General features: G+C 65.7%; 22 protein-coding genes, 2 tRNA genes and 1 pseudogene. 20 read left to right on the forward strand and 5 right to left on the reverse strand.

Annotation, left to right across the window (positions count from 1 at the left end; genetic code table 11):
* Window positions 1-1,186: 1,186 nt before the first annotated feature.
* Window positions 1,187-2,068, reverse strand: coding sequence for a GDSL-type esterase/lipase family protein (locus ACZ9GM_RS01810; protein WP_476037142.1), 882 nt, complete (start codon window positions 2,066-2,068; stop codon window positions 1,187-1,189).
* A 630-nt stretch (window positions 2,069-2,698) separates the two neighbouring features.
* A complete protein-coding gene (locus ACZ9GM_RS01815; RefSeq protein ID WP_476037143.1) occupies window positions 2,699-4,177 on the reverse strand; it encodes a PepSY-associated TM helix domain-containing protein in 1,479 nt (492 codons plus the stop codon).
* A 258-nt stretch (window positions 4,178-4,435) separates the two neighbouring features.
* On the opposite strand from ACZ9GM_RS01815, the gene ACZ9GM_RS01820 reads away from it, so the two are divergent.
* The 4 genes from ACZ9GM_RS01820 to ACZ9GM_RS01835 all read left to right on the forward strand — a co-directional run bounded on the left by ACZ9GM_RS01820 (window position 4,436) and on the right by ACZ9GM_RS01835 (window position 6,734).
* Window positions 4,436-5,005, forward strand: coding sequence for a copper chaperone PCu(A)C (locus tag ACZ9GM_RS01820; RefSeq protein WP_476037144.1), 570 nt, complete (start codon window positions 4,436-4,438; stop codon window positions 5,003-5,005).
* Between the two features lie 745 nt (window positions 5,006-5,750).
* Entirely contained in the window at window positions 5,751-5,900 is a 150-nt protein-coding gene (locus ACZ9GM_RS01825; RefSeq protein WP_291475313.1) for a hypothetical protein, read from the forward strand.
* 4 nt (window positions 5,901-5,904) lie between these two features.
* Window positions 5,905-6,117, forward strand: a complete 213-nt coding sequence (locus ACZ9GM_RS01830) for a hypothetical protein (protein ID WP_291475312.1) — start codon at window positions 5,905-5,907, stop codon at window positions 6,115-6,117.
* A gap of 140 nt (window positions 6,118-6,257) precedes the next feature.
* Entirely contained in the window at window positions 6,258-6,734 is a 477-nt protein-coding gene (locus ACZ9GM_RS01835; RefSeq protein ID WP_476037145.1) for a ribose-5-phosphate isomerase, read from the forward strand.
* 29 nt (window positions 6,735-6,763) lie between these two features.
* On the opposite strand, the gene ACZ9GM_RS01840 is transcribed toward ACZ9GM_RS01835, so the two are convergent.
* Window positions 6,764-6,982, reverse strand: a complete 219-nt coding sequence (locus tag ACZ9GM_RS01840) for a helix-turn-helix transcriptional regulator (RefSeq protein WP_291475308.1) — start codon at window positions 6,980-6,982, stop codon at window positions 6,764-6,766.
* Window positions 6,983-7,057: 75 nt separating this feature from the next.
* Here ACZ9GM_RS01840 and ACZ9GM_RS01845 point away from each other — a divergent pair, with 75 nt between their 5' ends.
* The 13 genes and pseudogenes from ACZ9GM_RS01845 to ACZ9GM_RS01905 all read left to right on the forward strand — a co-directional run.
* Window positions 7,058-8,818 (forward strand): pyruvate dehydrogenase, encoded by a 1,761-nt coding sequence (locus tag ACZ9GM_RS01845; protein ID WP_476037146.1) that lies wholly within the window; start codon window positions 7,058-7,060, stop codon window positions 8,816-8,818.
* 97 nt (window positions 8,819-8,915) lie between these two features.
* Window positions 8,916-8,990, forward strand: a tRNA-Gly gene (locus ACZ9GM_RS01850).
* A gap of 79 nt (window positions 8,991-9,069) precedes the next feature.
* Window positions 9,070-9,612 carry an acyl-CoA thioesterase gene (locus ACZ9GM_RS01855; protein WP_291475304.1) on the forward strand — a complete coding sequence of 181 codons (543 nt, stop codon included), beginning with the start codon at window positions 9,070-9,072 and terminating at the stop codon, window positions 9,610-9,612.
* 86 nt (window positions 9,613-9,698) lie between these two features.
* Window positions 9,699-9,772: transfer RNA gene (locus tag ACZ9GM_RS01860), tRNA-Pro, on the forward strand.
* A gap of 262 nt (window positions 9,773-10,034) precedes the next feature.
* Window positions 10,035-11,399, forward strand: a complete 1,365-nt coding sequence (tig, locus tag ACZ9GM_RS01865) for a trigger factor (RefSeq protein WP_476037147.1) — start codon at window positions 10,035-10,037, stop codon at window positions 11,397-11,399.
* A 368-nt stretch (window positions 11,400-11,767) separates the two neighbouring features.
* The gene (locus ACZ9GM_RS01870; protein ID WP_291475296.1) at window positions 11,768-12,382 is read left to right on the forward strand and encodes an ATP-dependent Clp protease proteolytic subunit; all 615 of its coding nucleotides are present in this window, start codon (window positions 11,768-11,770) and stop codon (window positions 12,380-12,382) included.
* A 19-nt stretch (window positions 12,383-12,401) separates the two neighbouring features.
* Window positions 12,402-13,070, forward strand: a complete 669-nt coding sequence (locus ACZ9GM_RS01875) for an ATP-dependent Clp protease proteolytic subunit (RefSeq protein WP_291475341.1) — start codon at window positions 12,402-12,404, stop codon at window positions 13,068-13,070.
* Between the two features lie 211 nt (window positions 13,071-13,281).
* Window positions 13,282-13,974, forward strand: coding sequence for a protocatechuate 3,4-dioxygenase subunit beta (pcaH, locus tag ACZ9GM_RS01880; RefSeq protein ID WP_476037148.1), 693 nt, complete (start codon window positions 13,282-13,284; stop codon window positions 13,972-13,974).
* A gap of 13 nt (window positions 13,975-13,987) precedes the next feature.
* Window positions 13,988-14,641, forward strand: coding sequence for a protocatechuate 3,4-dioxygenase subunit alpha (pcaG, locus tag ACZ9GM_RS01885; protein ID WP_476037149.1), 654 nt, complete (start codon window positions 13,988-13,990; stop codon window positions 14,639-14,641).
* 8 nt (window positions 14,642-14,649) lie between these two features.
* On the forward strand, window positions 14,650-15,942 hold the full coding sequence (locus tag ACZ9GM_RS01890) for a lyase family protein (RefSeq protein WP_291475290.1): 1,293 nt from the start codon (window positions 14,650-14,652) through the stop codon (window positions 15,940-15,942).
* Window positions 15,939-16,406: a 4-carboxymuconolactone decarboxylase gene (gene pcaC / locus ACZ9GM_RS01895; protein ID WP_476037150.1), complete on the forward strand. Its 468-nt coding sequence runs from the start codon at window positions 15,939-15,941 to the stop codon at window positions 16,404-16,406. Before ACZ9GM_RS01890 ends, pcaC begins: the two co-directional genes overlap by 4 nt.
* Before the next feature lie 8 nt (window positions 16,407-16,414).
* A complete protein-coding gene (locus ACZ9GM_RS01900; protein WP_291475285.1) occupies window positions 16,415-17,602 on the forward strand; it encodes a 4-hydroxybenzoate 3-monooxygenase in 1,188 nt (395 codons plus the stop codon).
* A 123-nt stretch (window positions 17,603-17,725) separates the two neighbouring features.
* Window positions 17,726-17,953 (forward strand): annotated as a pseudogene (locus ACZ9GM_RS01905) (hypothetical protein); the annotation flags it as partial.
* Here ACZ9GM_RS01905 and ACZ9GM_RS01910 read toward each other — a convergent pair.
* Window positions 17,864-18,355 carry a hypothetical protein gene (locus ACZ9GM_RS01910; RefSeq protein ID WP_476037151.1) on the reverse strand — a complete coding sequence of 164 codons (492 nt, stop codon included), beginning with the start codon at window positions 18,353-18,355 and terminating at the stop codon, window positions 17,864-17,866. The pseudogene ACZ9GM_RS01905 and the gene ACZ9GM_RS01910 sit on opposite strands and share 90 nt — an antisense overlap.
* On the opposite strand from ACZ9GM_RS01910, the gene ACZ9GM_RS01915 reads away from it, so the two are divergent.
* Entirely contained in the window at window positions 18,345-18,584 is a 240-nt protein-coding gene (locus ACZ9GM_RS01915; protein WP_476037152.1) for a hypothetical protein, read from the forward strand. The two genes, ACZ9GM_RS01910 and ACZ9GM_RS01915, sit on opposite strands and share 11 nt — an antisense overlap.
* On the opposite strand, the gene ACZ9GM_RS01920 is transcribed toward ACZ9GM_RS01915, so the two are convergent.
* Window positions 18,521-19,423: a PaaX family transcriptional regulator gene (locus tag ACZ9GM_RS01920; protein WP_476037153.1), complete on the reverse strand. Its 903-nt coding sequence runs from the start codon at window positions 19,421-19,423 to the stop codon at window positions 18,521-18,523. The two genes, ACZ9GM_RS01915 and ACZ9GM_RS01920, sit on opposite strands and share 64 nt — an antisense overlap.
* A gap of 163 nt (window positions 19,424-19,586) precedes the next feature.
* Between ACZ9GM_RS01920 and ACZ9GM_RS01925 the strand changes: the two genes are divergently transcribed.
* Together ACZ9GM_RS01925 and ACZ9GM_RS01930 are read left to right on the forward strand one after the other, a co-directional pair.
* On the forward strand, window positions 19,587-21,206 hold the full coding sequence (locus ACZ9GM_RS01925; protein ID WP_476037154.1) for a class I adenylate-forming enzyme family protein: 1,620 nt from the start codon (window positions 19,587-19,589) through the stop codon (window positions 21,204-21,206).
* A 25-nt stretch (window positions 21,207-21,231) separates the two neighbouring features.
* The gene (locus ACZ9GM_RS01930) at window positions 21,232-22,041 is read left to right on the forward strand and encodes a crotonase/enoyl-CoA hydratase family protein (protein ID WP_291475276.1); all 810 of its coding nucleotides are present in this window, start codon (window positions 21,232-21,234) and stop codon (window positions 22,039-22,041) included.
* Window position 22,042 lies beyond the last annotated feature (1 nt).

Here is a 22,042-nt window from a genome sequence, read left to right on the forward strand (position 1 = left end):
CGGCTGATGAGCATCTTGGTCCGGGCCGCCCCGCGTGGCTCCCCCCCGGTCCCCGACCTCATTCGCCCGGACGTAGACGCCGCGAGACGGCCACGGTAGTGTTCGGTGTGTGGGTTGAGCGCCGCGGGGTCCCCTTCGCCGGGTCGCCCTCGTCGTGTCGCTCCCTACCGAGCCCCCATCATCGCCACGGTGATGGGGGTTTCGCAGTATCCCTCCGGAAACTGGTCGGCCTTTATGGCATTGAAGGTGGACCGTAGCTCGGGTCATCTCCTCCAACTGGACCGTGGATCCCGACGAGTTCCCCGTCCCCTGTCTTTCATTCGCGGACGACGGGGAGTGTTCTGATTCTGAGCTAGTCCTTGAAAGAGGGTAGCGTGGTGCGCAGGGTCGAGCGCAGTTTCATGAGTGGTACTGCTGCTCCCCGGTTGGGTCCCCGTCGGATGGAGAGCCGGCGGGGACTTTCCTCGCCGCCGCTCCGACCTGGTCGTCCACGGGGTGGTGCTACGCAGGCCAAGCTTTCCAAGTGAGTATGTTTCGTTGCGTGGATACCAATCAGCGCACAAACGCTGATCCAGCATCCTGATGTGTCGCTGAACTGACACGGCGTTGCTCGCCGTGGGCCTGTCCAGTGCGGGAATCCAGATGCAGGGCATGCGCCGGATACCCCCGCGGGGGTGAACCAAATGCCTGTTCCAGTCGCCCAAAGGGCTTTGGCGAGGTACGTTGAGACCACACCTAACACCATGGAAGGAAAGGCTAAGTATGTCCCTCATTGTCCAGATCCAGGAAATCGTTGCTGGGCCTATCAAGGATCTCTATCTCGAGCTGACCAGCGGCCCATTGGTCAGTCTTCCCAGTCTCCCCCCCGGTAGACATTCAGGTCGGACCTGAAACCACAGGTGACATCGTCCTCGGGTCATCGTTCGGTGACATTCCCGTCGGCTCTACCGCGGGAGATGTGATTCTCGGTTCCACCGGCGGAGACGTTGCCCCGACATTTGGCTCGAGCAACGGGGATCAGAACCTTGGCTCGTCGGGTCTCAGCCTTCCGTCGATCCCCGGTCTGTAGGGAGTGTAAAACTGTCCGCACTCCGGGGAGACGGTTGAGCCGCTTCCCTTCGTGATGGCCTGTGGCTCAGTGCATGTGTCTTTTGACATGGTATGCACTGGCCAAAGTGCCTTCGAGCTAGACCCGAGTTGCCAAAGTGCGTGCGACAAATTCGGAACCCGCATCCGACGGGTGAAAGATCATATTGTAGTTGGGTGTAGTGGTATCCACCACTCCGGCTACATAGCGCGCTGTGTCAGGTGCGCAAGTATCGTGACCGCGTGCTCCGTCGATGATTTCGACATATTCGCCTCCTACCTGGCGGGCGGCTTCCTTTTGGTTCTCGCGGTTCCAGTTCTCAACGTCGCGCAAAAGCGGAACCGGGGCTCCTCCAGGCATGTTCGGGATGACGTTCACTGCACAGAAAAACGTTGTGTCGCGGTCGACGGTGGGTAGCGCTCCGGAGATGACGATTTTCGCATAGGGTGCGGACGATCGGATCTTCGCTGCTGCTGCACGCATGTCGCTCAGGTAGGCGTCTCGTACTGCTCCAGGGTCGAAGATGTTGACACCGTCTAGGACCCCGAATCCTCCGTAGTTGTTCATTCCTACCGCGAAGACAACGCTGCGGGTTTCCGAGTTGACGTCGCCGGAATGTATGGCCGAGTCAATGCGGCCAAGCATTGACCGAGACGTGTTACCTGCGCACGACCAATCGTTTACGGGAAGGCCGGTCTTTTCGCCAACCTTTCGTGGCCAGTTGTTGGGGGCCTGCAGGCAGCCGCCTGTCTGTGGGTACCCGTTGGTGATCCCGGGGATCATCCGAAGCGTGTTCTTGACCTGATCTGGATTGGCGGTGAATGAGTCACCAAAGGTCACAATGTTTCCTCGGGGCGCTGCCGTAGTCACTGGGGTGAAGGCTGTTGTCATGGCGGCGGCGCACAAGGCCATGGCGGCTACGCGGAGAGGGTGCCGGCGGTGTAAGGGATTTTTCTTTGTGGCGCGGTGCTTGTTCGTCATACAGGCTTTCCGTGTCGGGTGGGTAAGGGGGTGAGCCGCGGGGTTGTGAATCTATGTCGTAGTGGGCTTCACTATGAATTCATATCGAGGCGGAGAGTGATGGCGTTACGATCAAGTGGAGTCGTGGCCCCTGTGTGGGGGGGTCCCAGGCTTCTCCCGGCTCCGTCGTCCTTGGCGTGATGATCTCCAGAATCGCCTCGACGCGTTGAAGAGAAAGTACAGGGCGGCACTCGCGTACATCCGGCACGTCCTGGGTTCTCACCCCTGCACCGGGAAGACGCCCCCATCGAAAAACAAAGCAGACCTGTAGTCTCAGTCTTGGGTCGAGCGCGGGGCGTCCCCCACCCCCGACCCCGCTGCTCCCCAGCCCTCACCGGCCCGTCGTCGGTGGGGGTTCGCAATATCGCTTCGCAATTGAGTCTGCTCGCATAACATTGTCAGTAGGCCGAAGCTCGGGGCATCCCCTCCATGCAGATCGTGGATCCCCAGCAGCTCCCCTAAGCCCCCATCGTCTTCGGACGGTGGGGGCCTTTTTCTCGTGCCTGGGGGAGGGGCGTTTTACCCATCAGCGGGGTGGCTCGTGGTTGCGCCAATGGCTTCCTATCGCTGCTCTATCCTGTAGGCGGATGATCAGCGCGGCTCATTGGGCGTAAATGCCCGGCGCTGCTGGAATAGAGACCAGACAGCGCTGACCGCAACGAACGCCAGACAGCTCACCCCAAACACAGGCGCGAGGAAACCGTAGGCAACCAAAGCCACCACGAGTATCACGGTACCGCGGGTTGGTCGCGCCCACTGCGCTCGACGAGGTGCAGCAGCCAGGGAACCTTTAGGGCGCCGCTTCCACCACATCGCATAGCCCCAGCAGATCATGGCGATGATGCCTGCCGCCAGCAGTCCAAGAATAATCTGGTTCGGTAGGCCGAACAGGGTACCCATGTGCAGCTGAATAAGCCATGCAGTCGCCTGTGCCGCCAGTGGCCAGTCGGAGAAGTTGAGACGGTCGGTGACAGCGCCGGTAGCCCAGTCGATCGCCACAGAGTCATTAGACAGTCGGTAGGCGGTCCGGTTCTCCGTAGCAGTCCATACCTGTCCTTCCTCAGCTGGTGGCGTGATCGTCACCGGAGTGCGCAGATCACGCTCAGCGGTTGCGGCAACGCGGTCAATCGATCCGGCGTTAAGCCCGCTGATACGCACTTCACTGTTCGACATGCTGTGGCCGGAGTGGCTGCCATGGCCCTCGTGCCCTGCATGCGCCCCGCCGCCTGCATTCTCAGAAGCTGCCGATTCTCCGGCCCCGGGAAGCTCTGCCGAAACCGCGGGGGTACCCCAATTGAGATTTTCCCTGATCTTGCCGATGTTGTCTCCGGCCACCGAGGACCAAGTGAGACCGGTGATCGTGAGGAAAACCAGACCGGCGGCGATGATCGTCCCGGTGGCGCCGTGCCGGCGTACGGTCTTCACTCGCCCGCTTCCCCCAGTGCGTAGCATCCCCCGAACTCTCGAGGATCCACGCTGACGGGACCAGAGGAGGACAAAACCGCCCACGGCGAGAACCCCGAGCCAGCTAGCCGCCGTTTCGGAGTACAGGCGTCCGGGTTCGCCCAGCCATGCCATTCGGTGACCCTCTGAGATCCACTGACGCATGGGAAGAGAAGCGGAGCTGCCGTACTGGGTGGTGTCACCCTTCACTTCGCCGGTGTAGGGATCCATAAACACTGCCTGCACCGTGGACTCCGGGAGGTCCGGATTGCTGAACAGGACTCGTGTCGTCTGATCAGCATCACCGAGTCGTACGCCAGCGAGAGCCAGGTCGGGATGGCGGTTCTGGGCGGTCTCCACAAGCTGGCTTACTGGGATGGCATCGCCCTCAGCTCGGGCCTCGGATTCCGATGCTGTAAGCATGTCGTGGTTGGAAATCTGTTCGATGGTGGGGGAGAACGCATAGAACAGGCCGGTGATCGCCGCGAAGAGGATCAGAGGTGCGCAAACGATCCCGGCAAAGAAGTGTAGCCGGTGGATCAAACGGCGGGTCTGGTGCTGGTCGGTGCCATCTTTGAGCGGATCGGGATGCGTCGTCGGGGGTGGAGCATCTGTGGAAACAGTCATGCACCATTAGTCGCGGGGTAGCATTCGTCAGTTCCGCTGATGCCCCCGGGGGTGAGCTCAGTGCAGCGCGTCAATGGGCGGATAGCTGCAGCTCAGAACAATTACTTGAACTCCCGTCTGAAACGGCTGTCGCCCCCTTTAGGGGGGCACGAGGGATATCGGCGGGGAACTCGATCGTCCCGCTGGACGACCTCTAGGGGAATGTCTTGTACGTCAACCCTGGCGTGTTCAATAGTCCCACTGCTTGAAGGAAATCACATGAAGACCATGACCCTCCGATTCGGCGCCGTTGTAATTTCCACCGCACTAGTTCTGGGGGCTGCCGCCTGCGGTGGGGACGACAGCGAGTCTCAGCCTGCTACCAGCTCCACCGGACGGTCGGACGCGGGCGACACCGGTTCTGCTGACATCACCGCCGATGCACTGACTCTCGGGGACGGCTACGTTGGAGCCAAAGGCCCTGACAAGTCGATGACCGCGGCGTTCGGTGAGCTGACCAACAATACCGATAAGGACATCCATCTGACCCGTGTCGTTGGCAGCCTCCCTGCCGTGTACCAGTACCACGAGGTGGTCGATGGCGTCATGAGGGAGACCGCTGACGGTCTCGTCGTGCCGGCCAACGGCAGTGTTTCGTTGCACCCAGGTGGAAACCACATCATGATTATGGAGAATAACGACGATATCGCTGCCGGTGACACCGTCACATTCACTTTGACGGATGAAGACGGCAAGGACTACGAGCTGACCGATGTCCCCGTCCGGGTGCAGCAGTCGGGGCATGAGGATTACGGTACCGATGGCATGGAGAACATGGAAGGGATGTAGCGGACCAAGCTGCTTGGCCTACACTTCCGACACCATCGTCGGTTTCATTCGCGGCTAGTCTCCTCGGGAGCCCCACACCCTCACCGTCTTCGGGCGGTGGGGGCTTTGTTGTTTCAGTCCTGTGGGTCAACACCTCCGGTAGCGTGATCTTCGGGTTGAGCGCGGGGCGTCCCCCGCCCCTGACCCCGCTGCTCCCCAGCCCTCACCGGCCCGTCGTCGGTGGGGGCTTTTCGTGTCTGGGAGAGGGGAGTTTTGCCCTTATCTGCCCTCCTCAGACCTTGGACACCCCGGATTCCCCAGACCAGCAAGACATTTCAGCACACTCTGACCTGCATGGATGCAAAACCCTCTGGTGGCGAGACCCGCCCACTTCTTCGAACTCAAGCGCTCCCGCACCGAGGACCCGGACGCCACGGCGTAGGTGGTCGCCGGGGCTCCCGGGGAAGTGGGGGGTACCGGGGCAGTCCATGGCGGCGTCTTTCAGGGGAAAGGGAAGGGGCCCGGCACCGGGGCTCGGTCCGCTGACCTCCCGTGCCAAGGTGTACATGAAGTGAATGAACCTGCAGGTGACAGTGTCGGGTCCGGGAACGAACGCTCCGGGTCGGGGATCGGAAGTTCCGGGAGGCGGTTCCCATAAGTTTCACTGGTGACATGACTTCACTTAGGATACTGTTTGCCGTAGTGCGCCGGAGAGTTCCGGGGAACGCACCACATTTCCTTCATCAGATCCCCAAGGAGAAAACACATGGGCTCTCTCGACAGCATCACTGACTTCACCGACCTCATTCACATCCTCGTTGGCCTGCTCAAGGGTGACGCTTCAGTCCTGAGCACCGATGGATCCATCGCCGGCAGCTTCGGCGGCGAGGGTCTCGGATCCTCGACCGGGGAGTAGCGCCATGGGTGATCTCCTGTCGCTGCTCGGTGAACTCAAGGACATCCTCACAGCCGTCCTGGCCGGAAACGGTGGAGAGGTGCTGAGCACTGAAGGGTCGCTCGCCGGCAGCTCCGGCGCCGGTGAGGTCGCCGGTAGCGGCCTTGGATCGGTGATGGGTTCGCTCGGTATCGACGAAGACACTGTCGGTGAGATCCCCACCAACTGGTGGAACTGATCGCGGCCGGTTCCTGATCAGCGCCGCGGCCCCGGGGTTTCCTCCGGGGTCGTTCTGTATCGGGGGCGGGAACCTGACCACTGCATTGGGTTCCCGCCCTTATGGCATTCCCCCGGAACCTTTCCGATACACTCACTGACATGCGTATCTACCTCGGCGCCGATCACGCCGGATTCGACATGAAGAACATCATCGCCGACCATCTCAAGGCCAAGGACGGCATCGAGGTCATCGACTGCGGTGCCCACACCTACGACGCCGAGGACGACTACCCCGCCTACTGCATCGAGGCAGCTAAGCGGACCGTCGCCGACGAAGGCTCCCTGGGCATCGTGCTCGGCGGCTCCGGCAACGGCGAGCAGATCGCCGCGAACAAGGTCCCCGGCGCCCGCTGTGCCCTGGCCTGGTCCGTGGAGACCGCCAAGCTCGCCCGTGAGCACAACAACGCCCAGCTCATCGGTCTCGGTGGCCGGATGCACTCCGAAGAGGACGCCCTGGCCATCGTCGATGCCTTCATCGCCCAGGCATGGTCCGAGGCCGAGCGTCACCAGCGCCGCATCGACATCCTCGCCGAGTACGAGAGGACCGGCGTGGCCCCCGCCCTCCCGGAGGCCTGATTCTTCTCTGACTCCCACGACCCCCCCTGTCAGCCTTCGCGGCGACGGGGGTTTCTCTTTTCTGCCCACTCAGACACCTCATCGGCGTCCCACAGCGTCAGGCCGTGGACCTTCGTGACCGGCTCGGGAGCGCGTCCCCGGGTCGCATAGCTCGTGAAAGTTCCCCTGGCGGTTCCGGAGAAGTCGGCGCACTGCTGAGCGGTCCACAGTTCGTGGCCGGTGTCCGCGTCCATTATTTTCGGTCTCATACATTCAGAGTCTACTGAAAATCCGCCGGTCAGCCGCAAGTGCGGTCGGACCTCAATGCGTCTATGGTCGGGTCCATGGCACGTACTTATGCAGAACAGCTCGTCGACGCCCTCGAAGCACAGGGCGTCCGACGCATCTTCGGTCTTGTCGGCGACAGCCTCAACCCCATCGTTGACGCCGTCAAGCGCAGCAGCATCGAATGGTTCCACGTCCGCAACGAGGAAGCCGCCGCCTTCGCCGCGGGTGCGGAGTCTCTCGTCACCGGCCAACTGGCGGTCTGTGCAGGCTCCTGCGGTCCGGGAAACACCCACCTCATCCAGGGTCTCTATGACGCACACCGTAACGGCGGGAAGGTCCTGGCCATCGCCAGCCACATTCCGTCCCAGTTCATCGGCTCCCACTACTTCCAGGAGACCCATCCCGAGGCCATCTTCCAGGAGTGCTCCGGCTACTGCGAGATGGTGAACTCCGCCGCCCAGGGCGCGACCGTCCTCCATCACGCCATCCAGTCGACGATGGCCGGAAACGGCGTCTCCGTCCTCGTCATCCCCGGCGACATCGCCGGCGACCGGGCCGTCGGATCCCCGCAGCTGAACTCGGAGATCTCCGTCGAGAAGCCGGTCGTCCACCCTGCCGCCGGCGAGCTCAAGGCTCTGGCCGAGGCGATCAACAAGGCCGACAAGGTCACCATCTTCGGTGGCGCGGGCTGCGCCGGTGCCCGCGACCAGGTCTTCGCGCTCGCCGGCCACATCAAGGCCCCGGTCGGTCACGCCTACGGGGGCAAGGAGTTCCTCCACTACGACAACCCCTATGACGTCGGCATGTCCGGCCTGCTCGGTTACGGCGCCTGTTCCGAGGCTTTCGAGGACGCCGACCTCCTCATCCTGCTGGGCACGGACTTCCCCTACACGGAGTTCCTGCCCCGGGACACCGACACCGCCCAGATCGACATCAAGGGCCGCAACATCGGACGCCGCACCACCGTGAAGTACCCGGTCACCGGTGACGTCGCCGCCACCATCGACGATCTGCTCCCGCTGCTCGACGAGAAGACCGACGTGTCCTTCCTCGAGCGGATGCTGAAGCGCCAGGCGTCCAACCTGGAACACGTGGTCGCGGCGTACACGAAGAACATCGAGAAGCACACCCCGATCCACCCGGAGTACCTCACCTACGTCCTCGACGAGCTCGCCGACGAGGACGCCGTGTTCACCGCCGACACCGGCATGTGCAACGTGTGGCATGCGCGGTACATCACGCCCAACGGGAAGCGGCAGCTCCAGGCGTCCTTCCGGCACGGGACGATGGCGAACGCCCTGCCGCAGGCGATCGGTGCCTCCGCCGCGAGTGAGGGGAAGCGTCAGGTCGTCGCGATGTGCGGCGACGGCGGGCTCGGCATGCTCATGGGCGAGCTGCTCACCGTCAAACTGCACCAGGTGCCGCTGAAGGCGATCGTCTACAACAATTCCACCCTCGGCATGGTGAAGCTGGAGATGCTGGTCAAGGGTCTGCCGGACTTCGGTACCGACCATGAGAAGGTGAACTACGCCGACATTGCCGAGGCCTGTGGCATCAAGTCCTTCCGCATCGAGGACCCGAAGGATGTCCGTCGCGTCCTGACTGAGGCGCTGGCCTACGACGGCCCGGTGCTCGTCGACGTGGTCACCGACCCGAACGCGCTGTCCATCCCGCCGGAGATCTCGCTGGAACAGGTCGCCGGATTCACCCGGGCCGCCACCAGGACCGTGCTCGAAGGTGGCGTGGGCAAGATGCTGAACCTGGCGAAGTCCAACCTGCGCAACATTCCGCGTCCCTCCGGCTTCAAGGGCCTGTAGGACGCAACCATGACGCCACAGGTGCCCCGGGTTTGCATCCTGAGGGCACCGGTGGTGTATGGTCAGTGACGGATTCCCGGTAGCCGGGAGACCGCAGGGGAATGTCGTATAGTGGCTAATACCTCAGCCTTCCAAGCTGAAGACGCGGGTTCGATTCCCGTCATTCCCTCCACGTGAGACCCCGACCGGACGGTCGGGGTCCATGTTGTTTCGTGGGTAGGGGAGCGGTATCCACGGTAGTGTTCCGCTGCGTGAATCTCTACCTCCGACTTCTCACCACCGTGCTCCGCGGCCGGTTCCTGCCGCGTCTGAGCCCCTGGGACACCAACGTCAAGCCGATGCGCGTCCTGCCGAACGACCTGGACCTGCTGGGCCACATGAACAACGGCCGCTACCCGACGGTGCTCGACCTCGGACGCATCGAGCAGATGTACCGCAGCCGGATCCGTCAGGAGACGCAGGCACACGGCGCGTACTTCGTCGTTGCCGCACTCACCATCAACTACCGCCGGTCCCTGCTGCCGTGGCAGCGCTACGAGATCCGCACCCGCTTCCTCGGCGCGACGAAGTACGGCACCTTCGTCGAGCAGGTCTTCGTCGGTGTCGGTCAGCACGAGGGCGAGGTCTACGCCCACGCCGTGGTCCAGCTGCGTGCCTTGAAGAAGAAGGGAGGCTCGCTGTCGGACGCCGAACTGGCCGAGATCTTCGGCCCCGCCCCTGACGGCCGCGTCGTGCCCGAGTGGGTCATCCGGTGGGCGGAGGACAACCGCGAGGCGGCGAAGGTCGCACGGTAACAGCACCCCACCGTTGCCCTGCTCATCCGGCACCCCGTAACATCTGGCAGGTGGTACCGCCGGTGTGGCCGGGGGTGCCGGAGATCCGGGATATGGCGCAGTTTGGTAGCGCACTCGCTTTGGGAGCGAGGGGTCGTGGGTTCAAATCCCGCTATCCCGACGGATGCCGTCGCGATGGTCGCCGCGTGCACGGCTCACACCGCAGGATCCTGTCAGGAAACTGCGGTGACGGACCCCGGCGACCGCCGTCGACGGTCGCACGATAAAATCGGTCACGACCGATGCCGGTGGCCGTGATGTACAGGCCGACCCGGATGCCGCACAACGGTGTGGCGAGGGTCAGGGAACCGGACGCCACCGCGTCCCCGGATCCCGCCGGACGATGAACAACACCAGACAAGAACACACAGGAGTGTGCACCCGTGAAGAGCTCCGTTGAATCGCTGAGCGCAACCCGCGTCAAGCTCACCGTCGAGGTCCCCTTCGACGAACTGAAGCCCGAGTTCGACAACGCCTTCAAGAACCTGGCGCAGCAGGTTTCGCTGCCCGGTTTCCGAAAGGGCAAGGTCCCCGCGAAGATCCTGGAGGCCCGCCTGGGCCGCCCGGCGATCCTCAACGAGGTGCTCAACGACATGCTGCCGAGCCGTTACGGCGAGGCTGTGCAGGAGCATGACCTCAAGGTCCTCGGCCAGCCGGACATCGACATCGCCGAGCTCGAGGACAACGACCACGTCACCTTCACCGCCGAGGTCGACGTCCGCCCGGAGATCGAGGTCCCCGACTTCGCCGGCATCTCCGTCGAGATCGACGCCGTCGAGGCCGACGCCGAGGCCGTAGACCACGAGCTCGGCCACCTGCAGGCCCGCTTCGGCACCCTGAAGCCGGTCGATCGCGCCGTCGCCGACGGTGACTTCATCTCCATCGACATGGCCGCCACCATCGACGGCGAGGCTGTCGACGAGGCCACCACCGAGGGCCTGTCCTACGAGGTCGGCTCCGGCTCCCTCGTCGAGGGTCTCGACGAGGCCGTCATCGGCCTGTCCGAGGGCGATACCAAGGAGTTCACCTCCAAGCTTGTTGCCGGTGAGCACGCCGACGAGGACGCCGAGGTCTCCGTGACCGTCAAGTCCGTCAAGGAGCGCGAGCTCCCGGAGCTGGACGACGACTTCGCCCAGCTCGCCTCCGAGTTCGACACCGTCGAGGAGCTCCGCGAATCCCTCAAGGGCCAGGTCGAGGAGCAGCTCAAGGGCCAGCAGGCCACCGACATCCGCGACAAGGTCCTCGCCGCCGCTCTCGGGCAGACCGAGGTCCCGCTGCCGGAGTCCGTGGTCCAGGAGCAGGTCGACGGCCAGATGCAGCAGCTGCTGAGCCAGTTCGGTGGTGACGAGAAGGTCTTCGAGCAGATGCTCGCCGCCCAGGACATCACCCGCGACAAGTTCGAGGAGGACGCCCGCGAGGCCGCCGAGGATTCGGTCCGCACCCAGCTCTTCCTCGACTCCCTGGCGGACATCGAGAAGCCGGAGGTCTCCCAGCAGGAGCTCACCGACCACATCATGTTCACCGCGCAGCGCTACGGCATGGACCCGAACCAGTTCGTCATGCAGCTGCAGCAGTCCGGTCAGATCGCCAACCTCTTCGCCGACGTCCGTCGCGGCAAGGCCCTGGCCCTGAACATCTGCAAGGTCACCGTCACCGACTCCAAGGGCACCTCGGTGGACCCGAAGGAGTTCTTCGGTGAGGAGGCCGGCGAGGCTGAGGCCGAGGTCGAGGCCACCGACGCCGAGTAGTACCCGCTGAATCACCCGTACCGGGCGATTCACGCCGGGTGTCCACGCAGAGGACGCCGTACCTGTTGGTGCGGCGTCCTTCTGTATGTCCCTGTATGTCCGGTGGGACGCCGGGGCGGGCCGTGAGGCCGTACACGATCATGACGGATCGGGCGGTTGCGTTGTCTGCTGAGAGGGGATCCGTCACGATCGTGTACGGCGACCCACGGCCCCGGGGCCACCCGTGCGCTGACAGCGAACAGGGCCGGGGGACGCGGGCGCACCTCCGGTGTGTTGACTACTGTGGAGCCCAGTTACTCCACAAATCACACCCCGGTCACCCGTGTGGGCCTCCGGGGTAACACCTTGAGCGAGGAGCCTCAGTGAGCATGAACGATATGTCGGCCGGACAGGCGCTGCGTACCGCGCAGATGAGCGCCGCGTCGGGGATGAACCTCAATGACTCTGTCTTCGAGCGCCTGCTGCGCGAGCGGATCATCTTCCTGGGAACCCAGGTCGACGATGAGATCGCCAACAAGCTCTGCGCGCAGATCCTGCTGCTCAGTGCGGAGGACCCGGAGAAGGACATCAAGCTGTACATCAACTCCCCGGGTGGTTCGGTGACCGCCGGTATGGCCATCTTCGACACGATGCAGTACTCGACCTGCGATGTCGCCACATACGGCATGGGTCTGGCTGCGTCGATGGGACAGTTCCTGCTGTCTGCCGGGGCCCAGGGCAAGCGTTACGCGCTGCCGCACGCCCGGATCATGATGCACCAGCCGTCGGCCGGCGTCGGCGGTACCGCCGCGGACATCGCCATCCAGGCGGAACAGTTCGCGCAGACCAAGAAGGAGATGGCCGAGCTCATCGCCGAGCACACCGGCCAGCCTCTGGAGCAGATCCAGAAGGACTCGGACCGCGACCGCTGGTTCACCGCCCGGCAGGCGCTGGAGTACGGCTTCGTGGACCACGTCATCGGCGCTGCCGCGAAGGAGAAGTAGGAGGATGGGAATCGAGAACATGACAGGTTTCACGCACGCCAGCGAACTGACCGGTGTAGCTTCCGGGGGCCGGCTCCCGCAGTCCCGCTACATCCTCCCCTCCTTCGTCGAGCATTCCTCGTTCGGAGCCAAGGAGTCCAACCCCTACAACAAGCTCTTCGAGGAGCGCATCATCTTCCTGGGCACCCAGGTCGATGACGCCTCCGCGAACGACATCATGGCTCAGCTTCTGGTCCTCGAGGGTCTCGACCCTGACCGGGACATCACCATGTACATCAACTCCCCGGGCGGTTCCTTCACCTCTCTGATGGCGATCTACGACACGATGCAGTACGTCCGCCCGGACATCGTCACCGTCTGTCTCGGTCAGGCCGCGTCCGCCGCCGCCGTGCTGCTCGCCGCCGGTACCCCCGGTAAGCGCGCCGCGTTGCCGAACTCGCGTGTCCTGATCCACCAGCCGGCGACCCAGGGTACCCAGGGGCAGGTCTCCGACCTGGAGATCCAGGCCAACGAGATCGAGCGCATGCGCCGCCTCATGGAGGAGACGCTGTCCCGCCACACCGGTCAGACCGCCGAGCAGGTCCGGATCGACACCGACCGCGACAAGTTCCTCACCGCCGACGAGGCGAAGGAGTACGGCATCATCGACCAGGTCTTCGAGTACCGGAAGCTCTCGGCACAGAAGTAGTATCTCCGGAAATACAATAACCCGTACGCTACCCCCTTTTTCTTGACCCGGATTCACCGGGAAAGAAAAGGTGCAGCGTACGGGTTGTTTTTTCTGATGTAGGAGTTCGCACAGCGAACGCTTTGGCGTGGAGCGCACGCGATCGTAGAGTGAGAGCCACATCACTTGTCGTCGTCACCTGTAGTCGATCAGCGCAGAGAAGGTACCGGACATGATCCCCATCAGCAACGCCACCGTCGACGGGTCCTTTGCCCCGCTGCATTTCCCGGAGTACCGCACCACGGTGCTGCGGAACCCGAGCAACGACCTGCTCATGGTGCCGCAGCGGCTCGGCGAGCTCAGCGGCCCGGTCTTCGGCGCCGCCGATCTGCGCGGTGAAGACAACGACCTGACCAAGGTCAACGGGGGAGAGGCCATCGGTCAGCGCATCTTCGTCCACGGCCGCGTCACCGGCGAGGACGGTCGCCCCGTCCCCGAAACCCTCATCGAGGTCTGGCAGGCCAACTCCGCCGGCCGCTACCGCCACAAGAACGATTCCTGGCCCGCCCCGCTCGACCCCCACTTCAACGGTGTCGGCCGTACCCTGACGGACAAGGACGGCAACTACAGCTTCTACACCGTCCAGCCCGGCTGCTACCCGTGGGGCAACCACCACAACGCCTGGCGTCCCGCCCACATCCACTTCTCCCTGTTCGGCCGCCAGTTCACCGAGCGTCTCGTCACCCAGATGTACTTCCCCGGTGACCCGATGTTCTTCCAGGACCCCATCTACAACTCGGTCCCCGCCGGCGCCCGCGAGCGCATGATCTCGGTCTTCGACTACGACGAGACCCGTGAGAACTACGCCATGGGCTTCAGGTTCGACATCGCCCTGCGCGGCCGCAACGCCACCCCCTTCGAGTAGAGGAGACAGAACCATGATCGACAGCGACCCCAACGGCCCCTTCCGCTACCCTGTCTCCGACATCCGGGACCAGGATGAGGCGACCCCGGGCATCATGCCCTCCCAGACCGTCGGCCCCTACGTCCACATCGGCCTGACCTGGCCGGGTGCCGAGAACATGGTCGAGGAAGGCACCGACGGCGCGGTCGAGGTGACCTTCCAGGTCACCGACGGTGCCGGGCACCTCATCAAGGACGCCATGATCGAGATCTGGCAGGCCGGATCCGACGGCGTCTACCCCTCGCCGCTGGATCCCCGTGCCGGTGAGGACGCCGGACGTGAGGGCTTCCGGGGCCTCGGCCGCGGCATGTGCGACAGCGAGACCGGTCTGGTCACCTTCCGTACCGTCCGCCCGGGTGCCGTACCTGCCCCGGACGGTGGCACCGAGGCCCCGCATCTGAAGGTCGGCGTCTTCGCCCGCGGCATGCTCGAGCGCCTCTACACCCGGCTGTACTTCCCGGAGCAGTCCGAGGCCAATGACGCCGATCCGGTGCTCAACGCTGTTCCCGAGGAGCGCCGCGACCTGCTCGTGGCGTCCACCGTCGACGGCGATGCCGACAGCTACCGGATGGACATCGTCATGCAGCACGAGGACGCCACCCGCGAAACCCCCTTCTTCGCCCTGTGAGCCGGTCCATGGACCTCAGCCGATCCACCTACGGGGACCACGCGGCCGGGCGCACCGACGCTGCCGTACTGGTCTCCGATGACGCCTTCCTTGCCCGAATGGTCGATGTCGAGGTGGCCCTCACCCTGGCCGCCGGCGACGCCGGTGCGGTCGAGGGGACCACCGCGGCACAGGTCGCCGAGCTCCTCGCCGGTGCCACCATGGACGCCGCGGAGATCGGCGAGGCCGCCGTCTCCGGCGGTAATCCGGCGATCCCGCTGGTCAGGCAGCTCAAGGCCGTGGTCAACGACGCCGGCCTGCCGGTCGCCGCCGTGCACGTCGGCGCCACCAGCCAGGACATCATCGACACCGCCCTGGTGCTCTGCCTGCGAGATGCCCTCGGTGTCACTCTGGCGACCCTCGACGTTCTCACCGGCACCCTCGCCGACCTCGCCGCCCGCGAGCGAAGCACCGCGACCATCGGCCGGACGCTGGGTCAGCAGGCCGTCCCGACGACCTTCGGCCTCACCGCCGCCGGGTGGCTCCAGCAGCTGGACGCAGCGATGACCGACCTCACCCGCGCCGTCGGTCTACTGCCCGTGCAGTACGCCGGGGCGGCGGGCAACCTCGCGGCGTCCTCCCCGGCGGGCCTGCGGATCCACCGGGCGCTCGCAGAGCGGCTGGGCCTGCCCGTGACCCCCGTGGTCTGGCACACCGACCGCACCCCGGTAGCCCGACTCGGCAGCACGCTGGCGCTGGTCGCCGGAACAGTCCGCAAGATCGCCGGTGACGTGGTCTTCCTCTCCGCCACCGAGATCGGGGAACTCCGCGAGGCCGCCCCGGGCGGGTCCTCGGCCATGCCGCACAAGGCCAACCCGGCCGGTGCGGTCGCCGCCGACGGTTACGCCCGCCGCGCCGTCGGCTACGCCGGCACGCTGTTCGAGGCCATGGACGGCCGCATGCAGCGCGCCGCCGGCGCCTGGCACGCCGAATGGCAGACTGTCCGTGATCTCGCCGTCGTCACCGACAACGCGGTCACCCGACTGGCCGCCAGCCTCGACGGCATCACCGTCGACCGGGAAGCCATGGCCCGCAACCTGCAGTTCACCGGGGGAGCGGTGCTCGCCGAGGCACTGTCCGGCATCGTCGGACGCGCCGCGGTGGACTCCGCCGTCGCCGAGGGACGGCTGGGCGGCCTCATCGAGGACGCCCGCCGCGACCACGGTTTCAGCCCCGACCCCGCCGACCACACCGGCCACGCCGCCGAGATGGTCGACCTCATCCTCGCAGACCATTCGCGCAGACCACAGGAGCAGCAATGACCGACGACGCCTACGAGACCGGACGCCGCGCCGCCCACGACACCGGCATGGCGAACCGCCGTGCCGTGCTCGGCGACGCCCACGTCGACCGCTCGATTGCCAAGACCACCCCGGTCACCGCGAAGTTCCAGGACTTCATCACCCGCACCGCCTGGGGTGATGTGTGGGAGCGTCCCGGACTCGACCACACGCAGCGTCGGCTGTTGACGATCGGCGTCCTCACCGCGGTGGGCAACCACGGCGAACTGGACATGCATATCCGCGCGGCCCTGCGCGCCGGTGTCTCCGCGGACACGATCGGCGAAGTCATGCTGCATACCGCCCTGTACGCGGGTGTCCCGAACTCCAACCACGGTTTCGCGCTGCTCGACGCCGCCGTCGCCGAAGCCGCCGAATCCGCTGAATCCGCCGAATCCGCCGAATCCGCCGAATCCGCTGAAACACAGAAAGAAGGGAAGAACTGATGGCCAGCGTGAACCACACTCCGGTCGCCGTGATCGGTGCCGGCCCCGCCGGACTCATGCTCTCCCACCTGCTGCACCAGCGCGGCGTGGATTCCGTCGTCTTCGAGGCCCGTTCCCGCGAGACCGTCGAGGCCACCGTCCGCGCCGGCGTCCTCGAGCAGGGCACCATGCGACTGATGCGTGAGACCGGCCTCGGTGAACGGATGGACCGTGAGGCCGACATCGACGAGGCGATCGACATCTCCGTCGACGGTAGGCGTATCCGCATCGAGCTGACCGAACTCACCGGGTACAACATGGCCGTCTACCCGCAGCACGAGGTGCTCATCGACCTCATCGCACAGCGGGAGAAGGACAACGGCACCGTCCTGTTCAACACCCGGGTCGACGATGTCACCGGCTACGACGATGACATCGTGACCGTCAGCTACACCGGCCCCGACGGCGCACACGAGACCCTCACCTGCGACTACGTTGTGGTCGCCGACGGTTCCGCCTCGCTGTGGCGCGGTCCGGTGACCGAGGTCGCCGGTGGTGCCCGTTACCGCCACGAGTACCCGTACGCGTGGTTCGGCATCCTGGTCAATGCCCCGCAGACCCAGAAGGAACTGATCTACGCCAACCACGATGACGGCTTCGCCCTGATCTCCACCCGCTCGGAGACAGTCCAGCGCTACTACCTGCAGTGCGACCCGGAGGACACCGTCGAGATGTGGTCGGATGACCGCATCTGGCAGGCTCTGCACACCCGAGTCGACAGCGACGGGCTCACCGTCTCCGGGGGCGAGATCTTCGACAAGGCCGTGCTCCGGTTCCGCTCCGCGGTGACCGCCCCGATGCAGCGCGGCCGCCTCTTCCTCGCCGGCGATGCCGCCCACACCGTCCCGCCGACCGGTGCGAAGGGTCTCAACCTGGCCGTCGCCGATGTCGTCGCCCTGGTCCCGGGCCTGGTCCACGCCCTCGACGGCGATGACAGGCGGCTGCAGGGATACACCGAGCTGGCCCTGCCGCGAGTGTGGAAGGCCCAGCACTTCTCCTTCTGGATGTCCTCGATGCTGCACCACTCGTCGAAGGCCAGTCCCTTCGAGGCGCAGCGCCGCAAGGCCGAGCTGTCCGCCGTTCTCGGTTCGGAGGCAGGACGCCGCTTCCTCGCCCAGCAGTACGTCGGTGCCGACCTGCCTGACTTCCGGATCTGAGGCCGCTGAGGTCACCGCCGCTGCTGGACTGCCCTGCACCACCACCTCATCGATCTCGGCGGGGAGTCCCTGCTGCACGTCATCGAGGGGTTCGGCCACGGTTTCCTCAACCCCGGCGACGTCATGGAGCTGGGCCCGGGTGTGGTGTTTGACGACGGGCGGCTGGAGCGTGAGCCGGACGCCGCCTTCACCAGTGACAACCAGGGGATTTCCGACACCGCCGGCGAGTTCCCGCTGTCCCGCGTCGCCCTGCCGGGTGGCTCACAGAGCCCCTTCCTCACGACGCCGGGCCACTCCTTCCTCCCCGTCCTCGGCGGCGAGCTGCGGATCTGGTTCGAGGGTGAGCTGCACCGCGTCGTCGCCGGTGACTCTGTGAACGTTCCCGCGAAAACGCCCTTCTCGATCCGGGCGGACGCCGTGGGGAACTCGTTCTACCGGTACTTCACCGACGAGTGGCTCCACCAGCTCGCCGGGGAACACGTGGTCGGCACCGCCAGCCACATCTTCTCCCGCACCCCGCAGCACACGGTGGGCGACCTGTTCAGCCGCGAGCTGGCGGCGTCCCTCGGCGTGACCGTCACGGACACCGCCTACACCGGTGTCGAGCCGGCCCCGCCCGTCCGGCTCCCCGCCGGCGAGCAGGCCTTCGTCACCAAGGCCGGACGCGGCGACCGCTACGAGACCTACCAGCAGGTCAACTCCTACCCGGTGCGTTCGCGGAACAACGGCGAACAACACCTCCATGATGGGCATCCTCACCCCACCGGTCTTCGAGAAGTTCTTCGGGTACATGAACGACCCGACCGACGCCTACGTGCAGCAGGAGGGCGGCGAGTTCTACTTCCCGGCCGAGGGCTTCGGCCGGGCGCGTGTGGAACTCGATCTCGTCGTCGCCGGCCCGCCGCCCGGAGCTCCGGGTCAGCAGCTGGTCTGGTTCGCAGGCTGCGAGCGGGGGAGCCGGTCGAGGGCCCCGGCGAAGTAGTCCTCGATGACCGGGCGTTCCTGCTCGGCCAGGGCGGCGTCGAGTGCCCGGAACCGGTCACCGGCGATGCCGCCCGGCCAGTCCGTCGGGAGCAGGGCATCGGGCAACTGGGGGTCGGCACGGGTCAGTGTGAGCCATTCGGCGTGCAGCTGCAGCCGGGTGACCAGTGCATCCACCGGGTCGGTCGGTGCAGCGTCCACAGCATCCCCGTCCCACCGGGCGAGGAAGTCGCGGAAGCCGGTGTCGACCCGGTCGAGGTCGAAGGGTTCGACCAGCTGTGCGTCGGTGGTGGGGGCACAGGGGTGGCCGTAGATGACGACCGGGGGAGACGGGGTCGAAGCTGCGTCATCCGGGGCGTCCGGACCGGCCAGGGCGTCCTGCCCGAGGATCTCGGTGACCTCATGCCGGCCCGGTGCGACCCACAGTCCGTCGGAGGTGCGGGCGAACCCGGCCCAGGTCAGCTGTGAGCCGATGCGGTGACGCAGTTTCCGGTGACTCTCCGGCACGGTGAGGTTGACGAAGGTCCAGCGGCCGTCCCAGGCGTCCTCCCGCCAGCGGTGGAACATCTTGGTGCGTCCGCCCTCGAGGACGGCGCGGCCGTGGTCCGTGGGGGAGTAGAAGGTGCGCCGGCCCTCCTTGTGGCGGGCGATGAGGCCGCGGGTGGTGACGCGCTGCAGGACTGAGCGGGCGGCGGGTTCTGCCACTCCGAGTCGTCCCAGGACGTGGACGACGGAGGTGCCGCTCACCGGGCGGTCGGTGTCGAGCTGGTGGAGGCCGACGAGGGACATCAGCAGTGACTGCGGCTGCAGGGAGGCGGGTGCGGGCGGGGCGGCGGTCATGGCACTCAACTGTACGAAATGGTGGTGCTGTGATGCATCCTACACTATTAGGCTGCATCATGTTGACGCAACAGCGATGTATTGCATAGTATCGGCACAGCAACAGAGCTTCCGTCCAGAAAACAGTTCCCGTCCCAGAACAGTGAGGTATCCCATGGCTTCCGTGGACACACCATCCTCCGCCGGGCCCGGCCCGTCCCTGCACCCCAGCCTCGCCCGGCTGTCCGAGGAGCAGGCGGCCAAGTACGGCTCCCGCCCTGCGGTGATCTTCGAGGACCGTGAGTACAGCTACGCCGAGGTCCACCGCCGCGTCCTCGTCCGGGCGGCCCGACTGCGCAGCTGGGGCATCGGCAAGGGTGACCGTGTGGCCTACCTGGGCTCCAACCACCCCGGTCTGGTCTCCGCCCTGCTCGCCTGTCTCCGGACCGGCGCGATCTTCATCCCGCTGAACTGGCGCCTCGCACCGGCCGAGCTCGACCACCAGCTCGTCGCCGCCGACGTGAGCGTCCTCATCGTCGCCCCGGAACACGAGGCCCTGGCGGACGCCACCACCGTGCCGGTAGAACGCCACCCGTTGCAGTGGGAGGCGGTCACCGACGCCGACCTCGCGAACCCTCCGTCTCTCGCCGAGATCGCCGCGGACGCCCCCGAGGGCAGTCACGTCGAGGAGGGCCTCACCGCCGAGGATCCCGCCTTCATCCTCTTCACCTCCGGCACCACCGGCCATGCCAAGGGCGCTGTCCTGCACCACGGCAACATCATCTGGAACGCCTTCAACATCATTCTCGACACGGACATGTCGGCCAAGGACGTCACCCTGGCGTCCGCCCCGCTGTTCCACGTCGCCGCACTCAACCAGCAGGTGATGACAAGCTACATCCGTGGCGCGACCACCGTCTTCCTGCCGAAGTGGCAGGCGGACGAGGTCTTCGACAACGTCGGGAAGTACGGGGTGACCTGGCTCTTCGGCGTCACCACGATGTTCGCCGACCTGGTGGACTCGCCGCGCTGGGAGTCTGCCGACCTGTCCACCCTGCGCTTCGTGAACTCCGGCGGCGCTCCGATCCCGGTGAAGCTCATCAACGACTTCCTCGAGCGCGGCATCGCCTTCTGCCAGGGCTACGGTCTCACCGAGACCGCCCCCGGCGCGACCTTCCTCACCGCAGAGGACGCTCTGCGCAAGCCCGGATCCGCCGGCCGTGCCGTGCCCTTCGCCGACGTGAAGGTCGTCGGTGCCGACGGTGGTCAGCTGCCCCCGGGGGAGCGGGGCGAGATCCTCGTCCGCGGCCCGAACGTCATCAAGTCCTACTGGGACAACGAGACCGCCACCCGCGAGGCCTTCCACGCCGACGGCTGGTTCCGCACCGGTGACATCGGCTACATGGACGACGAGGACTACCTCTACATCGTCGACCGGATCAAGGACATGTACATCTCCGGCGGTGAGAACGTCTATCCCGCCGAGGTCGAGGAGGTGCTCTTCGGCCACCCGGATGTCGGCGAGGTCGCCGTCGTCGCCGACCCTGACCACCGCTGGGGCGAGGTCGGCCACGCCTATGTCGTGGCGAAGCCCGGGTCGGAGCCGATTCCCGAGGACATCATCAGTTACGCCACCCAGCGCCTGGCGAAGTACAAGGTGCCGAAGATCGTCACCTTCCTCGATGACCTGCCCCGCACCGGCTCCGGCAAGGTACACAAGCCGAAACTGCGCGGCTCCGGCCCGCTGGGCGCGCACAGCGCGCACAGCGCGCACAGCGCACACGGCACCGACAGCAACGACTGACCGACAGAACCACAGGAGAAACCCCATGACCACGGTCACACCCCTGCCGTCCGGCCCCCTGCCGGAGACCCTCGAGCTCACCGTCGACGGCACCGTCGCCACGCTCACCCTCAACCGCCCTGAGAAGCGCAACGCCCTCGACGACGGCACCGTCCTCGCCCTCGGCGAGTTCTTCCGCACCCTTCCCACCGGGCACCCGGACGTGAAGGCCGTCGTGCTCACAGCGGCCGGCCCGCACTTCTGCGCCGGCCTGGACCTGTCCGAACTCTCCGAGCGGGACGCTGTGGGCGGGCTCCACCACTCCCGGATGTGGCACGCCGCGATGAACCAGATAGCCGAGTCCGCCGTCCCCGTCGTCGTCGTGCTCACCGGTGCCGTCGTCGGCGGTGGCCTGGAGCTGGCCACCGCCGCCCACCTGCGCGTCGCAGACTCGACCACCTTCTTCGCCCTGCCTGAGGGTAGCCGTGGCCTGTTCGTCGGCGGTGGCGCCTCGGTCCGCGTCCCCCGGCTGATCGGGGTGAACCGGATGCAGGACATGATGCTCACCGGCCGCGTCCTCGACGCCGAGGAAGGCGAGCGTGTCGGCCTGGCGAACTACCTCGTCGCCGAGGGCGAGGGGGTGGAGAAGGCCCGCGCACTCGCCGAGCGGATCGCCGAGAACTCCCCGGTCACCAACTACGCGGTGACCCAGGCGCTGCCCCGGATCGTCGAGTCCGGCAAGGACGAGGGATACATGCTCGAATCCCTCATGGCCGCCGTTGCGCAGTCGTCCGCCGAGGCCAAGGAGCGGATGCAGGACTTCCTCTCCGGCTCCGGCCCGAAGGTGAGGAACTAGC

It is taken from the genome of Corynebacterium sp. UD i78, assembly GCF_056280545.1.

Coding starts and splice junctions, on each gene's coding strand:
- ACZ9GM_RS01810 (WP_476037142.1), bottom strand. CDS start 2,068: ATGACGAACAAGCACCGCGCCACAAAGAAAAATCCCTTACACCGCCGG.
- ACZ9GM_RS01815 (WP_476037143.1), bottom strand. CDS start 4,177: ATGACTGTTTCCACAGATGCTCCACCCCCGACGACGCATCCCGATCCG.
- ACZ9GM_RS01820 (WP_476037144.1), top strand. CDS start 4,436: ATGAAGACCATGACCCTCCGATTCGGCGCCGTTGTAATTTCCACCGCA.
- ACZ9GM_RS01825 (WP_291475313.1), top strand. CDS start 5,751: ATGGGCTCTCTCGACAGCATCACTGACTTCACCGACCTCATTCACATC.
- ACZ9GM_RS01830 (WP_291475312.1), top strand. CDS start 5,905: ATGGGTGATCTCCTGTCGCTGCTCGGTGAACTCAAGGACATCCTCACA.
- ACZ9GM_RS01835 (WP_476037145.1), top strand. CDS start 6,258: ATGCGTATCTACCTCGGCGCCGATCACGCCGGATTCGACATGAAGAAC.
- ACZ9GM_RS01840 (WP_291475308.1), bottom strand. CDS start 6,982: ATGAGACCGAAAATAATGGACGCGGACACCGGCCACGAACTGTGGACC.
- ACZ9GM_RS01845 (WP_476037146.1), top strand. CDS start 7,058: ATGGCACGTACTTATGCAGAACAGCTCGTCGACGCCCTCGAAGCACAG.
- ACZ9GM_RS01870 (WP_291475296.1), top strand. CDS start 11,768: ATGAACGATATGTCGGCCGGACAGGCGCTGCGTACCGCGCAGATGAGC.
- ACZ9GM_RS01875 (WP_291475341.1), top strand. CDS start 12,402: ATGACAGGTTTCACGCACGCCAGCGAACTGACCGGTGTAGCTTCCGGG.
- pcaH (WP_476037148.1), top strand. CDS start 13,282: ATGATCCCCATCAGCAACGCCACCGTCGACGGGTCCTTTGCCCCGCTG.
- pcaG (WP_476037149.1), top strand. CDS start 13,988: ATGATCGACAGCGACCCCAACGGCCCCTTCCGCTACCCTGTCTCCGAC.
- ACZ9GM_RS01890 (WP_291475290.1), top strand. CDS start 14,650: ATGGACCTCAGCCGATCCACCTACGGGGACCACGCGGCCGGGCGCACC.
- pcaC (WP_476037150.1), top strand. CDS start 15,939: ATGACCGACGACGCCTACGAGACCGGACGCCGCGCCGCCCACGACACC.
- ACZ9GM_RS01915 (WP_476037152.1), top strand. CDS start 18,345: ATGATGGGCATCCTCACCCCACCGGTCTTCGAGAAGTTCTTCGGGTAC.
- ACZ9GM_RS01910 (WP_476037151.1), bottom strand. CDS start 18,355: ATGCCCATCATGGAGGTGTTGTTCGCCGTTGTTCCGCGAACGCACCGG.
- ACZ9GM_RS01920 (WP_476037153.1), bottom strand. CDS start 19,423: ATGACCGCCGCCCCGCCCGCACCCGCCTCCCTGCAGCCGCAGTCACTG.
- ACZ9GM_RS01930 (WP_291475276.1), top strand. CDS start 21,232: ATGACCACGGTCACACCCCTGCCGTCCGGCCCCCTGCCGGAGACCCTC.